This window comes from Amycolatopsis dongchuanensis, assembly GCF_039542405.1.
In the GTDB taxonomy this organism is placed as follows: Bacteria; Actinomycetota; Actinomycetes; order Mycobacteriales; family Pseudonocardiaceae; genus Amycolatopsis_E; species Amycolatopsis_E sacchari.
Window position 1 is genome coordinate 81,641 of the sequence record NZ_BAABIB010000051.1, and the last position, 13,016, is coordinate 94,656.

The window sequence follows — 13,016 nt, forward strand, 5'->3', positions numbered from 1 at the left end:
CCCGCCATGGTCCCCTCCACCACCGGCTTCGCCCCCTTCCGCGACTACCGCACCTGGTACCGCGTCACCGGGAAACTGGGCTCCGGCGTGCCGCTCGTCGTGCTCCACGGCGGCCCCGGCTGCACCCACAACTACGTGCTGAGCATCGCGGGCCTGGCGAACCAGCACCGCCCCGTCGTCCACTACGACCAGCTCGGCTGCGGCGAATCCACCCGGCTGCGGGACGCCGATCCGGGTTTCTGGACCGTCGAGCTGTTCCTCGAAGAGCTCGACAACCTCCTGACCCACCTCGGCATCGCGGACGAGTACGACGTCCTCGGGCAGTCGTGGGGCGGGATGCTCGCCGCCGAACACGCCGTCCGGAAACCCGCCGGACTGCGCAAACTGGTCATCGCCGACTCGCCCGCGTCGATGCGCGACTGGACCGCGGCGGCCGAAAAACTCCGCGCGGAGCTGCCCGACGACGTCCGCGAAACCCTCGAACGGTACGAAGCCGCCGAGGACTACGAGAACCCCGAATACAAGGCGGCGACGGACGTCTTCTACGCGCGGCACGTCTGCCGGATCGTGCCGAACCCGCCGGAGGTCCAGCGCACCAACGAGGCGCTGGCCGAGGACCCGACGGTCTACCGCGCGATGAACGGCCCCAACGAGTTCCACGTCATCGGCTCGCTGCGCGACTGGAGCGTCATCGACCGGCTGCCGGCGGTGGAGGTGCCGACGCTCGTGGTCAACGGCCGGTACGACGAGGCCACCGACGACTGCGTCCGGCCCTATCTGGAAAGGATTCCGGACGTTCGTCATCACCGTTTCGAAAACTCCTCCCACATGCCCCACGTGGAGGAGCAGGATGCCTACCTGGAGATCGTCGGCGCGTTTCTGGAGGCGGCGGAATGAGCGAGCCCGAACTGCAGCGTTTCGGCTACCAGCAGGAACTCCGGCGGACGATGACCGTGCGCGACCTCGTCGTGTACGGCATGGTCTTCATGGTCCCGATCGCGCCGTTCTCGATCTTCGGTTCGGTGTTCGACGGCTCTTCGGGCATGGTGCCGCTGACCTACGTCATCGGCTGGGTCGCGATGATCTTCACCGCGATCAGCTACCGCGAAATGTCCCGCGCCTTCCCGATCGCCGGCTCGGTCTACTCCTACGCGGGCCGCGGCATCGCCCAGCCCGCGGGATTCCTGGCCGGCTGGGCGATCCTGCTCGACTACCTCCTCGTGCCGACGCTGCTCTACGTCATCGGCGCGCAGGCCATGGCCAACGTCGTGCCCGGCGTGCCGCAGTGGGCGTGGATCGTGTTGTTCGTCCTGCTCAACACCCTGATCAACCTGCGGGGCATCGAGACGACGGCGACGGCGAACAAGGTGTTCCTCTACGCGCAGCTGCTCGTGCTGGTGGTGTTCGTGGTGCTCGCGGTCATCGGCATCAGCCGCGGCTCGGGCGGGGCGCACTGGTCGGGCACGCCGTTCTTCAACTCCGCCGAGTTCTCGCCGTCCCTGGTGTTCGGGGCGTTGTCGATCGCGGTGCTGTCGTTCCTCGGGTTCGACGCGATTTCCACCATGTCCGAGGAGGTCAAGGGCGGTTCGCGTGTGATCGGCCGGGCCACGCTGCTTGCGCTGACGCTCGTCGCGGTGCTGTTCGTCGTGCAGACCTACCTCGCGGCGCTGCTCGTACCGGGCAAGACGCAGTTCGAGAGCGACGACGCGGCCAACAACGCGTTCTACGACATTTCGAACCTCATCGGCGGGCGGGCGTTCGAGATCGTCGTGGCGCTGGCGGTCGCGATCGGCACGGCGATCGCGAACTCGCTCGTCGCGCAGGCGGCGACGTCGCGGCTGCTGTTCTCGATGGCCCGCGACGGGCAGCTGCCCCGGTTCCTGCGCCACGTGCACCCGGTGCGCCGCGTGCCGGAGAAGGCCATCCTGCTCGTCGCGGGGATTTCCCTGGTGCTGGGCCTGTTCCTGGTCGGGCAGATCTCGCTGCTGTCGTCGCTGGTGAACTTCGGTGCGTTGTTCTCGTTCCTGCTGCTGCACGTTTCGGTGGTGTCGCACTACCTGTTCCGGCAGCGGGACCGGAACTTCGGGCTGCACCTCGTCGTGCCGCTGATCGGGTTCGTGATCATCGGGTACGTGCTGGTCAACGCCGACATCCACGCGAAGGTCGGCGGGCTGGTCTGGCTCGCGATCGGGGTGCTGATCCTGGTGTTCTTCAAGGTGACCGGGCGCTCGGCGAACCTCACGCTGGAAGAAGGCGAGCCAGCACCCGGAGAAACGCACTCGTCGTAGCCTCGTCGCGCACGGCGAGCCGCAGGTGGTCGCCGTCCAGCCCGGGGAACGTGTCACCTCGGCGGACGGCGTACCCCTCTTCGCGAAGCCGCTCCCGAATGCCTTGCGCCCCAGGGATTTTCACCAGCACGAACGGGGCACGGGGCTCGCCGAGCACCTCGACGCCGAGGTCCCGCAGCCCCGCGACGAGCCGCTCACGGTCGCGTTCGGCGGCGACGGCGAGCTTGTCGGCCTCGTCGAGCGCGGCGGGGCGGCAGCAGGCGACGACGGCCCGCGCCGCCAGCGTCGAGACCGACCACGGCGGCTGCACGGCTTTCAGCCGCCGTACCACGTCGGGTTCGGCCAGCAGGTAACCCGCTCGCAGTCCGGCGATCCCCCAGGTCTTGGTGAGGCTGCGGAGCACGACGAGCCCGGAAAGCGCTTTCCCCGCCAGCGACTCGGGCTCACCCGGGACCGCGTCGAGGAAAGCCTCGTCGACGACCAGCACCCGGCCGGGCCGCAGCAACGCTTCGAGCGTGGCGGCGGGGTGCAGCACGGACGTCGGGTTCGTGGGATTGCCGACGAACACCAAGTCGGCGTCTTCGGGCACCAGCGCGGGATCGAGCGTGAAATCCGGCCGCAGCACCACCCGCCGCGGCTCGTGGCCGGCGGCCCACAGCGCGGCCTCGGGTTCGGTGAACTGCGGGTGCACCACAACGGCGTTCCGGCCGCGGAAAGCCGTGGCCAGCAAGGTGAAGGCCTCCGCGGCACCGGCGGTGACCAGCACTTCTTCCGGTCGGCGCCCGTGCCGGGTGGCGACGGCTTCGGTGGCGGCCGTGGGATCGGGGTACGCGGCGAGGTCGCGCAGGGCCCCGGCCAGCTCGTGCCGCAGCCACTCCGGTGGCTCGGGCAGGCGGACGTTCACCGCCAGGTCGACCAGGCCGTCACCGACCTCGCGGTCCCCGTGGTGGTGCAGGTCGTAGTCAGCCATGCCGGTGCACCGCGTCCGCGAACCGTCGCGCGAGCGACGGGTGCCCGGCCCAGTGAACGTGCAGGTACGAGGCGTGCAACGTCGGCGTCGCGAAGCCCTCGGCCTTGCCGTCCCATTCCCACGCGGGCGTTTTCCCGTGGCGTGGCAGGACTTCCGTGCGGTGGAACTCGTGCCCGGTCACGCGGTCACCCGCTTCGCCCAGCAGGTGCGGCTGGGGCGTCACCGCGCGCCGGTAGCCGAGCGCACCGCGTTTCGTCATGCGTGCCACCGCGTCGAGCACGCCGACCATCGGCTGCCCGTCGAGTTCCCGGCACAGGTACAGCAACCCGGCGCACTCCGCCACCACCGGCATTCCACTGTGGACAGCGGCGGCGATCTCCTCGCGCAACGGCACGTTCGCGGACAGCTCCTCGACGTGCACCTCCGGGAACCCGCCGCCGAAGTACAGCCCCGCGCACCCCTCCGGCAAAGCCTTGTCGCGCAACGGATCCAGGTCCACCACATCGACGCCGTGCGCCGCGAGCAGCTCCACGGTCTCGGTGTACCGGAACGTGAACGCCTCCCCGGCGGCCGCGGCCACGACCTTCCGGGGCCCGTCCCACGACACCCCGGGCGACCACGGCTGCCCGCTCAACCGCGAAGCTCCCCGCGCCACCCGGACGACGGCTTCCAGGTCCACGCCCTCGCTGATCCACGCCGCGAGCTTCGGCAGCAGCCGCTGCGACTCCGCCGCCCGCTCGGCGACCGGCACCAGCCCGAGGTGGCGGCTCGGTGCGTGGATGTCGTCGGTGCGCCGCAACGCTCCCAGCACGGGAATCCCGGTGGGCGCGAGCGCGGCGCGGATCTCGTCCTCGTGCCGCTGCGAGCCGAGCTTGTTGAGGATCACTCCCGCGAGCCGCACGCGCGGGTCGTACGTCGCGAAGCCCAGCACGGTCGCCGCGACGCTGCGGCTCGCCGCACTCGCGTCCACCACGAGGACCACGGGCGCGTCCAGCAGTCGCGCGACGTGCGCGGTCGACGCGAAGCCCTCGGTGCCCAGCGCGCCGTCGAACAGGCCCATCACGCCCTCGATCACGGCGAGTTCGCCCGCACCGTGCAGCAGCAGCGGGACGAGCAGTTCTTCGCTCTGCAGGAAGGGATCCAGGTTGCGCGGCGGACGGCCGGTCGCGAGCGCGTGGTAACTCGGGTCGATGAAATCCGGGCCGACCTTGTGCCCGGAGACGTCGATCCCGCGTGCCCGCAGCGCCGCCATCAACCCGGCCGCGATGGTGGTCTTGCCGTGTCCGGAGCCGGGGGCCGCGATGACGAGCCTGGCTACCATTCGATCCCCCGCTGGCCCTTCTGCCCGGCGTCCATGGGGTGCTTGATCTTCGTCATCTCGACCACGAGGTCCGCGGCCTCGACGAGTTCCGGCGCGGCGTCGCGGCCGGTGATCACGACGTGCTGCCGCCCCGGCCGGTCGCGGATCGCTTCCACCACGTCGGAAACATCGATCCAACCCCATTTCAGGGGATAGGTGAACTCGTCGAGCACGTAGAAGTCGTGGCGCTCCTCGGCCAGGCGCCGCTTGATCTCGGCCCAGCCCTCGCGGGCGTTGGCGGCGTGGTCCTCCTCGGAACCGGCCTTGCGGGACCAGCTCCAGCCCTCGCCCATCTTGTGCCACTCGACGGGTCCGCCCTGACCGGTGCTCTCGTGCAACTGGCCGAGCGCCTTGAAAGCGCTTTCCTCGCCCACCCGCCACTTCGCGGACTTGACGAACTGGAACACGCCGATCGACCAGCCCTGGTTCCACGCCCGCAACGCCATCCCGAACGCGGCGGTGGACTTGCCCTTCATCGGTCCGGTGTGGACGGCGAAGATCGGGCGGTTGCGGCGCTGGCGCGTGGTGAGCCCGTCGTCGGGCACGACCTCCGGCTTGCCCTGCGGCATCAGGCGGCCCTCCCCAGGCGGGACTTCACGGCGCCGGTCAGCGCATCCGCGGCGACCTCGCCCAGTGGCACGTGTTCCGCGCCGAGGTGCTCGGCCAGTTCGGCGGCGAGCCCGAGCCGCATCCGGCCGGACTCGCAGTCCATCACCACCGACGTGACCCCGGCCAGCAGCTCCGCGGCCGCGTGCGAGCGGCGCACGGCGTCGGGCCCGCTCGTGGCGCGGCCGTCGGTGACGACGACGAGCAGCGGGCGGCGGCGCGGGTCCCGCAGCTCCTCCACGCGCAGCACCCTCGCCGCCTCCAGCAGCCCTTCCGCCAGCGGCGTGCGGCCACCTGTCGGCAGCGCCTCCAGCCGAGCCGCGGCGGCTTCGACGCTGATCGTCGGCGGCAGCGCGAGTTCCGCGCCCTGCGCCCGGAACGTCACCAGTCCTACCTTGTCCCGCCGCTGGTAGGCGTCCAGCAGCAGCGACAACACGGCGGTCTTCACCTCGCGCATCCGCGACCGCGCACCCATCGAACCGGACGCGTCCACGCAGAACAGCACGAGGTTGCCTTCGTTGCCCTCACGCCGCGCGTACCGCAGATCTCCCTTGCGCAGCACCAACCCTGGGCCCGCACGGCCACGGTCACGCTGGTGCGGCGCGGCCGAACGCAGCGTGGCGACGAGGTGTGGCTTGCCCTCCCGGACGCTCGTCGGCTGCACCCCGATCGTGCGGCCCGACTCGGTGATCGCGCGCGACCGGCGGCCACGCTCGCCCTCACCGACCCCGGCGACCCGGAACAGCCTGGCTTTGAACGGTTTTCCCGCTCCCGCACGCTGTTCACCGCCGCCCTGCTGCCCGGCTGTCGGGGTCTGCCCGCCGTCGCCACCTTCCGGTGGAGCTTCCGACGGCGCCTCGGAACCCGAACCGGGACCGTCGTCGTCCGGCTCCGGCGGTTCGGCGTCCCGCAGGGCCTGTTCCAGCTGCTCCTCGTCGATCCCCGGCGCGTCGAAGGGGTTGCGGCGACGGCGGTGCGGCAGCGCCAGCCGGGCCGCGACGCGAATGTCCTCAGTGGACACTTCGGTCCGCCCGGCCCACGCGGCGTGCGCGACGGCTGTGCGCGCGGTGACGATGTCCGCCCGCATGCCGTCCACGTCGAACGAGGCGCAGACCTCCGCGATCTGGCGCAGCGCGTCGTCGGTCAGCGCCACGGACGGCAGCAGTTTCTGCGCCGCCTGGATCTCGGCGGCCAGCGCGGCGTCCTCCTCGGCGTAGCGGCCGGCGAAACCGTCCGGGTCCGCCTCGTACGCCAGGCGCCGCCGGATCACCTCCGCGCGCTGCCCGGGATCACGGCTGGAGGCGACCTCGACGGTCAGCCCGAACCGGTCGAGCAGCTGCGGCCGCAGCTCGCCCTCCTCGGGGTTCATGGTGCCGATGAGCACGAACCGCGCCGCGTGCGAGACCGAGACGCCCTCGCGCTCGACCGTCGCGCGGCCCATCGCCGCGGCGTCGAGCAGCGTGTCGACGAGGTGGTCGTGCAGCAGGTTCACCTCGTCCACGTACAGCAGGCCGCGGTGCGCGGCGGCGAGCAGGCCCGGCTGGTAGTCGGTGACGCCTTCGGCCAGCGCGCGTTCCAGGTTCAGGGAGCCGACCACGCGGTCCTCGGCCGCGCCGACCGGCAGCTCGACGAGCCGCGCGGGGCGGCGCGTCGCGGCGGCACCGGTGTGCGGACCGTCGGGGCAGGCGGGATCGGGGCGCGCGGGGTCGCACGAGAAGCGGCAGCCCTCGACGACGTCCACCTCCGGCAGCAGCCCGGCGAGCGCGCGGACCATCGTGGACTTCGCCGTGCCCTTCTCGCCCCGCACGAGCACGCCGCCGATCGCGGGTGAGATGGCCGACAGCACGAGCGCGAGCCGCAGATCCGGCATCCCGACGACGGCGGTGAACGGATACGGCCTCAAGGGAGAGCTCCTTCGCCACGCGCGGGTGTCCTCGCCCGCTCGAACAGGGCACGTGCCGCACGCCGGCACGCAACGGCCGCCGAAGCTCTGGCTCCCGGCCGGGAGGGCCGGATCACAGTGGCGGGACCGCCCCGGATTCGCACCGGGTTCCACGACGGCCGTCCCCGGCATCATCGCATACGGTTCTCCGACGTGACGATTGTTGTGGTGGGCCTCGGCGCCGACGGCTGGGCCGGGCTGCCCGAGCCCGCGCGGGCGGAGCTGGCCGCGTGCGACGTGCTGTTCGGCTCGGCCCGCCAGCTCGACCTCGTGCCGCTCGACCTGCCCAAACACGCCTGGCCGAGCCCGCTGCTGCCCGCGCTGGACGAGCTGCTGTCCGGCCACGCCGGCAAGCGGTTCGGGGTGCTCGCGAGCGGCGACCCGCTGCTGTCGGGCATCGGCACGACGCTCGTGAAGCGGTTCGAGGACGTGCGGATCGTGCCCGCGGTGTCCTCTGTCACGCTCGCGCGGGCGCGGCTGGGCTGGTCCGCGGAGGAGACCGAGGTCGTCAGCGTCGTGGGGCGCAGCGTCCATCGCGTCAGCAGGGTGCTCACGCCGAGCGCGCGGGTGCTGGTCCTCAGCTCGGACGCCGCGACCCCCGCGGCGGTCGCGGAACTGCTGACCGCACAGGGCTTCGGCGAGAGCGGGATGACCGTGCTGTCGCGGCTGGGTTCACCTCGGGAACACCGGGTCGACGGCGTCGCCCGCACCTGGTCGGCCGAAGTGGACCCGTTGAACGTCGTGGCGATCGAGTGCGTGGGCCCCGGGCTGCCGACGCTGCCCGGCCTGCCCGACGACGCCTTCGAGCACGACGGGCAACTGACCAAACGGGACCTCCGGGCGTCCGCGCTGGCGCGGCTGGCACCGCTGCCAGGGCAGTTGCTGTGGGACGTCGGCGCCGGGGCGGGCAGCGTCGCGATCGAGTGGTCACGCGCCCATCCGCGCAACCGCGCGATCGCCGTCGAGCGGGACCAGGTGCGGGCGGACCGGATCCGCCGCAACGCCGAGCGCCTCGGCGTGCCCGAACTGCGCGTGGTGACCGGTCCGGCACCCGAGGCGCTGACCGGGCTTCCCGCGCCGGACGCCGTGTTCGTCGGCGGCGGGCTGGCGTCGCTGGACGTGTGCCGGGAGGCGCTGCGGGACGGCGGGAGGCTCGTCGCGCACGCCGTCACGCTGGAGTCGGAGCAGGTCCTCGCGGCCGCCTACCGGGAGCACGGCGGCGAGCTGGTCCGGCTCGCCGTCGAGCACGCCGCGCCACTCGGCGGGTTCACCGGCTGGACACCCGCCCGCACCGTCACCCAATGGAGCTACTCGAAATGACCGTCTTCTTCATCGGTGCCGGCCCGGGCGCCGCGGATCTCATCACCGTGCGCGGCCGGGACCTCGTCGCCCGCTGCCCGGTGTGCCTCTACCCGGGCAGCCTCACCCCGCCCGACCTGCTCGCGCACTGCCCGCCCGGCGCGAAGCGGATAGACACCGCGGACCTGTCGCTGGACCAGATCGTCGGCGAGCTGGTGGCGGCCGACCGCGCCGGGCACGACGTGGCGCGCCTGTGCTCGGGCGACCCGTCGATCTACAGCGCCGTGGCGGAGCAGATGCGGCGGCTCGACGCGGCCGGGGTGGCGTACGAGGTGGTGCCGGGCGTTCCCGCGTTCGCCGCGGCGGCCGCGGTGCTGGGCCGGGAACTGACGGTGCCGACGATCGGGCAAAGCCTGGTGATCACGCGCGTCCAGGCCCGCTCGACGGCCATGCCGCCGGGCGAGACGCTGGCCGCGTTCGCCGCCACCGGCACGACGCTCGCGGTGCACCTCGCGATCAACCGCATCGAGCAGGTCGCCGACGAACTGCTGCCGCACTACGGCGCCGACTGCCCCGTCGCCGTCGTGCACCTGGCGACCCAGCCGGGACAACGCGTCGTGCGCGGCACGCTCGGCGAAATCGCGCCGAAAATCCGGGCAGAAGGGATCAACCGGGCGGCGGTCATTTTCGTCGGCCGCGTATTGGCCGCCGAGAATTTTCCGGACAGCTACCTGTATTCCGCGGCGCGGGACCGTTCGGAGAAATTCCGCGATATCGATTGAGAAAAGGTGTTTGCCCCCACCGGCCGCGCACGACAGGATGATCACCTTCTCGATTTCGCTGGGGGTTTTCCGATGCGGTTTTCCGTTCGCGCGGTGGTGTGCCTCGTGCTGCTCGCGGCCTTCCCGGTCGTCGTGCTGGCGGTCGCGGCCGGGCTGGGTGCGCTGGAGGTCTTCGCGCTGCGGGCGAACGCGTTCACCGGGGTCAAGATCGGCCTCATCGTGCTGCCCGTGCTCTTCGTCCTGGTGAAGGCGGTGTTCACGCTCGACCGGCTGGGTGACGGGGAACGGGGTGGTGTCGTGGTGACGCCGGAGGCGCAGCCCCGGCTGTGGGGGCTCGTCCGGCGCCTCGCGGCGGACGTCGGCACCGCGCCGCCGGACGAGATCCGGCTCGTGCCCGCCGTCAACGCCGGGGTGAGCGAGGACGCGCGGCTCGCCGGGCTGCGCGTCACGAAGCGCCGGATGATCATCGGCGCGCCGCTGCTCGCCGGGCTGAGCGAGGCGCAGCTGACCGCGGTGCTCGCCCACGAACTGGCCCACTACAGCAACCGCGACACGCGCTTCGCCGCCGCGACCTACCGCGGTTTCGTCCGGATGGCCCGAACCTTGGGACAGCTGTCCCGACCGGGCTGGTTCGACCAGGTCGTCGCCGCGTTCTTCGCCGCCTACGCGAGGTTCTACCTGCGCCTGTCCTCGACCCTGAGCCGGCGGCAGGAGCTCGCGGCCGACGCACTAGCGGCCACCATCGCGGGCCCGCACGCGGCGGCGAGCGCCCTGCGTGAGGTCGAAGCGCTCGCGTTCGCCTGGCACCGGTTCCTGAGCCGGTACGCGGGGCTCGGCTGGTCCGCCGGCTACCTGCCGCGGCACATCTTCGGCGGGTTCACGGCGGTGCTCACCGATCCGGGCAACCGCGCCGAGCTCGACGCCGTCCGGGCGCAGCCGGGCACGGACGCGACCCCGTACGACTCGCACCCGCCCACCGCCGAACGCGTCGCGCTGCTCGAAACGCTGCCCGGTCCCGCCGTCACCGCCGACCGGCCCGCGCGGGACCTGCTGGAGAACCCGGACGCGACGTTCGAGGCCGTCATGGCGGGGGCGCTGCGCGAGGGCGCGGACGCGAAGTTCCGGCTGGACTGGCCGTTGCTGGTGCACGTCAGCATCCGGCACGATGCCGGGCGCGCGGTGGAGCCGTTGTTCCGCTCGGCGGGCTACACGATGCAGCAGCAGCCGGCGACGCTCGCCACCGTGCTGGACGCCTTCGAGACGGGGCGGCTGGCCGGGCACCGGGAGCTGCGGCAGGAGATGGAGCTGCTGGTGACGGTCGCGCTGGCCGACGCCGGGCTCGCGCGCTGGGAGCTGTCGTGGTCCGCCCCGGCGCAGCTGACCTACGAGGCCGGCTACGGCGAGCGGCTCACCGCGGTCCTCGACGCCGGGGACGCGGCAGGCCTGCGCAAGCTGGTTGCCGACGCGGGCCTGCCGCTGGACTGGCGCCCCTCGGCGAGCGTCAGCTACCCCCACCCGGAGGCGGTGCGGAGCTGACGCTCACCGGCCCGGCCGGAACGAGTCGATCAGCTTGCGCGTGGGAGAGCCCAAACCGGTCGTGGTGTTGTACCCGGGACCGAATTCCAGGTCGCTCTTGTCCATCTGCCCCGGGGTGACGAGGTCGACCTCCCCGTGGTCGACGACCGCGAAGCTGACCGTCTCCGTCGTCCCCGCCGGGTTGCCGAGGATCTCGTGGAAACGGCCGTCACCGTGCCGCGCGTACAGCGCGGGGTTGGCGAACCCGAGCGGGCCCCGTTCCTGCACGAGAAGGGCCGCGATGCCGGCGAACAAGGGCGAGGACAGGCTCGTGCCCCCGCCATTGCTGACGGCATACGCCAGGTTGCCTTGCAGGTCGTACTCGGTCTCCCCGACGAGCAGACCCATCTCGTAGTCGGCGAGCGCGGACACGTCCGGCACGGTGCGCATCGGCGGGCTGCCCGCGAACCTCGGCGCCACGACGCCACGCTGGTAGGACGGCTGCGGGAACACCGTGCTGGTGCCTCCCCCGGAGGCCTTCGACTGGTAGCCGGGCGGTTCCGCGACCCACCGCGTGCCGTCCTCGGACAACGGCGTCGTGTAGCTGGCCCAGCCGATTTCCCACAGGTATTCGTTGCCCCGGCCCAGCGCGAGCGTCGTGCCGCCCACGCCGGTGACCCAGGGACTGGACGGCGGGTACTCCACGGTGCGCACGCCGTCGATGACCCCGCCACCGGAATCGCCGCTGGCGAAGGTGAAGGTGATGCCTTCGACCGCGGCCTCCTGGAACAGGCGCTCGTACGCGGCGATCGCGTCCGGGGCAGCGCCGGGGGTGTAACCGGTGATGACCGAACCCGACACGACGTCCGCCAGGTGCCTGTCCACGACCTGCGCGATCGCGTCCAGCAAGCGGTCTCCCAGGCGGGCACGCGAACCCACGACGTAGGCGATGTTCGCGTCGGGGGCCATCGCGTGCGCGGCCTGGACGTCCATGGTGAACTCGCCGCCGGCCTGGGACTGCGGCGCGTCGGACGGGAGGTACGTGGTGAACTGCCCCGGCGCGAAGGCCGGTTCGCCGTGTTCGGTGGCGATGCGGTTCGAGTCGGACAGCACGTTGACCTCGTAGTCCAGGGCGAGGATGCCGATCGTCACGCCCTTGCCGGTGAGCCCGGTTCCGGTGATCCCGTAGGCGTCACGCACCTGTTGGGGCGTGTAGCCGCACGGGGCCCACTGGGTGACCTGGCCGTAGGCGGGAGGGAGGTCGGTGGCCGGGGCGGCACCGAAGTAGGCGGGACAGGGGTTGGCCGGCGTCCCGGCCGCCTTCCGCGCGGCGTCGGTGGTGGGGATCGTCGGTTTTCCGGTCGTGGTCGAAACGGTCAGCCCGGTGATGGTGAGGACGTCGGGAGCGACGGCGGCGGGCACGGTGACCGGGTCCACCGCCGCGCGGTAGGGGGAGCCCAGGAAGGTGTAGTTGTCGAACCGCGTGCCGAACGCGGTGGTCGCCTGCGCGAGGGTGCCGTGCACGACGACGGCACGCGGGCCGGCGTCGTCGATCGACAGCCCGGCCCCGCGCAGCCAGGCGGTGACCGCGTCGATCCGCTGCGGGGTGGGGCCGAAGCGGGCGCGGGTCTGCTCGGGTGTCAGGTAGTGGCCGTAGAGCGGGTCGGCGGGATCGGACACCGCGCGGGCGTAGTCGGCGAGGCCACGGGCGTCGCCCGCGAGGAACACCTGGGCGGTGAACGTGCTGGACGGGTCGGCCGGACCGGTGTCCGTACCCTCGCGGGCCACCCGGTCGGCCCACGTGTCCGCCAGGTGGGCCACCGGCACCCTGGGCGGCTCGTCCGCCTGGGCGGTCACCCCGCCGAGGACAACGGCCGTGGCGACGAGGTACCCCGTCACGGCCAGGAGATGGCGCTTCTTCCGCATGATTCTCCTTTGTGCGAGAACGCTGCCTCCCTCCAGACGCCGCGTTCTCCGGAGCTGGTTGCGGGGCCGCCCGGGGTGGCCGGGGATGCGGCCCGATCGGGCGCATGATCGACCGCTGGGCTAGGTGTGATGTCCAGGGACGTTGTCCCGGGTTGAGGTGACTGGTGACGGCCTGTCGTGCAGACAGGTGAAGGCCTCCGGATGTGAAGTGGAGCTGTCGGGGAACCGCTTCACCGACTGGAGGCCTTCGTGTCCCACCCTAACGCCACTCTGACCCCACGCACCCGGCTCCGACTCGCCCAGCTGATTGTCGAACAGGGCTGGACCT

10 protein-coding genes and 1 riboswitch are annotated in these 13,016 nt (G+C 72.0%); of the genes, 5 read left to right on the forward strand and 5 right to left on the reverse strand.

The genetic code is table 11. From position 1 onward, the window contains the following. The first annotated feature begins 6 nt into the window (after window positions 1-6). Both ABFX51_RS10885 and ABFX51_RS10890 read left to right on the forward strand, forming a co-directional pair. Window positions 7-897, forward strand: coding sequence for a proline iminopeptidase-family hydrolase (locus ABFX51_RS10885; RefSeq protein WP_346053642.1), 891 nt, complete (start codon window positions 7-9; stop codon window positions 895-897). Continuing rightward, window positions 894-2,288: an APC family permease gene (locus tag ABFX51_RS10890; protein ID WP_346053643.1), complete on the forward strand. Its 1,395-nt coding sequence runs from the start codon at window positions 894-896 to the stop codon at window positions 2,286-2,288. The genes ABFX51_RS10885 and ABFX51_RS10890 overlap by 4 nt, the downstream gene beginning before the upstream one ends. Here ABFX51_RS10890 and cobC read toward each other — a convergent pair. From cobC to ABFX51_RS10910, 4 genes are read right to left on the reverse strand one after another with little or no spacing between them, the layout of a single operon-like run. Continuing rightward, on the reverse strand, window positions 2,239-3,258 hold the full coding sequence (cobC, locus tag ABFX51_RS10895; RefSeq protein ID WP_346053644.1) for an Rv2231c family histidinol phosphate aminotransferase CobC: 1,020 nt from the start codon (window positions 3,256-3,258) through the stop codon (window positions 2,239-2,241). The two genes, ABFX51_RS10890 and cobC, sit on opposite strands and share 50 nt — an antisense overlap. After that, on the reverse strand, window positions 3,251-4,579 hold the full coding sequence (locus tag ABFX51_RS10900) for a cobyrinic acid a,c-diamide synthase CobB (RefSeq protein WP_346053645.1): 1,329 nt from the start codon (window positions 4,577-4,579) through the stop codon (window positions 3,251-3,253). Before ABFX51_RS10900 ends, cobC begins: the two co-directional genes overlap by 8 nt. After that, window positions 4,573-5,187, reverse strand: coding sequence for a cob(I)yrinic acid a,c-diamide adenosyltransferase (gene cobO / locus ABFX51_RS10905; protein WP_346053646.1), 615 nt, complete (start codon window positions 5,185-5,187; stop codon window positions 4,573-4,575). Before cobO ends, ABFX51_RS10900 begins: the two co-directional genes overlap by 7 nt. Continuing rightward, a complete protein-coding gene (locus ABFX51_RS10910; protein WP_346053647.1) occupies window positions 5,187-7,127 on the reverse strand; it encodes a putative cobaltochelatase in 1,941 nt (646 codons plus the stop codon). Before ABFX51_RS10910 ends, cobO begins: the two co-directional genes overlap by 1 nt. An 89-nt stretch (window positions 7,128-7,216) precedes the next feature. Further along, window positions 7,217-7,278: riboswitch (cobalamin riboswitch) on the reverse strand. A gap of 41 nt (window positions 7,279-7,319) precedes the next feature. Between ABFX51_RS10910 and cbiE the strand changes: the two genes are divergently transcribed. The 3 genes from cbiE (at window position 7,320) to ABFX51_RS10925 (ending at window position 10,783) form a co-directional block, all read left to right on the forward strand. Beyond that, on the forward strand, window positions 7,320-8,486 hold the full coding sequence (cbiE, locus tag ABFX51_RS10915; RefSeq protein WP_346053648.1) for a precorrin-6y C5,15-methyltransferase (decarboxylating) subunit CbiE: 1,167 nt from the start codon (window positions 7,320-7,322) through the stop codon (window positions 8,484-8,486). After that, window positions 8,483-9,247 (forward strand): precorrin-4 C(11)-methyltransferase, encoded by a 765-nt coding sequence (gene cobM / locus ABFX51_RS10920; protein ID WP_346053652.1) that lies wholly within the window; start codon window positions 8,483-8,485, stop codon window positions 9,245-9,247. The genes cbiE and cobM overlap by 4 nt, the downstream gene beginning before the upstream one ends. 72 nt (window positions 9,248-9,319) lie before the next feature. Next, window positions 9,320-10,783 (forward strand): M48 family metallopeptidase, encoded by a 1,464-nt coding sequence (locus ABFX51_RS10925; protein ID WP_346053649.1) that lies wholly within the window; start codon window positions 9,320-9,322, stop codon window positions 10,781-10,783. A 3-nt stretch (window positions 10,784-10,786) separates the two neighbouring features. Here ABFX51_RS10925 and ABFX51_RS10930 read toward each other — a convergent pair whose 3' ends face one another. Beyond that, on the reverse strand, window positions 10,787-12,688 hold the full coding sequence (locus ABFX51_RS10930; RefSeq protein WP_346053650.1) for a S53 family peptidase: 1,902 nt from the start codon (window positions 12,686-12,688) through the stop codon (window positions 10,787-10,789). Window positions 12,689-13,016: the final 328 nt, after the last annotated feature.

What these genes read in the sequence shown, in the direction of transcription:
- ABFX51_RS10930 (WP_346053650.1), bottom strand. Translation starts at nt 12,688, where the DNA reads ATGCGGAAGAAGCGCCATCTCCTGGCCGTGACGGGGTACCTCGTCGCC.
- cobO (WP_346053646.1), bottom strand. Translation starts at nt 5,187, where the DNA reads ATGCCGCAGGGCAAGCCGGAGGTCGTGCCCGACGACGGGCTCACCACG.
- ABFX51_RS10900 (WP_346053645.1), bottom strand. Translation starts at nt 4,579, where the DNA reads ATGGTAGCCAGGCTCGTCATCGCGGCCCCCGGCTCCGGACACGGCAAG.
- ABFX51_RS10925 (WP_346053649.1), top strand. Translation starts at nt 9,320, where the DNA reads ATGCGGTTTTCCGTTCGCGCGGTGGTGTGCCTCGTGCTGCTCGCGGCC.
- ABFX51_RS10885 (WP_346053642.1), top strand. Translation starts at nt 7, where the DNA reads ATGGTCCCCTCCACCACCGGCTTCGCCCCCTTCCGCGACTACCGCACC.
- cobC (WP_346053644.1), bottom strand. Translation starts at nt 3,258, where the DNA reads ATGGCTGACTACGACCTGCACCACCACGGGGACCGCGAGGTCGGTGAC.
- ABFX51_RS10890 (WP_346053643.1), top strand. Translation starts at nt 894, where the DNA reads ATGAGCGAGCCCGAACTGCAGCGTTTCGGCTACCAGCAGGAACTCCGG.
- cobM (WP_346053652.1), top strand. Translation starts at nt 8,483, where the DNA reads ATGACCGTCTTCTTCATCGGTGCCGGCCCGGGCGCCGCGGATCTCATC.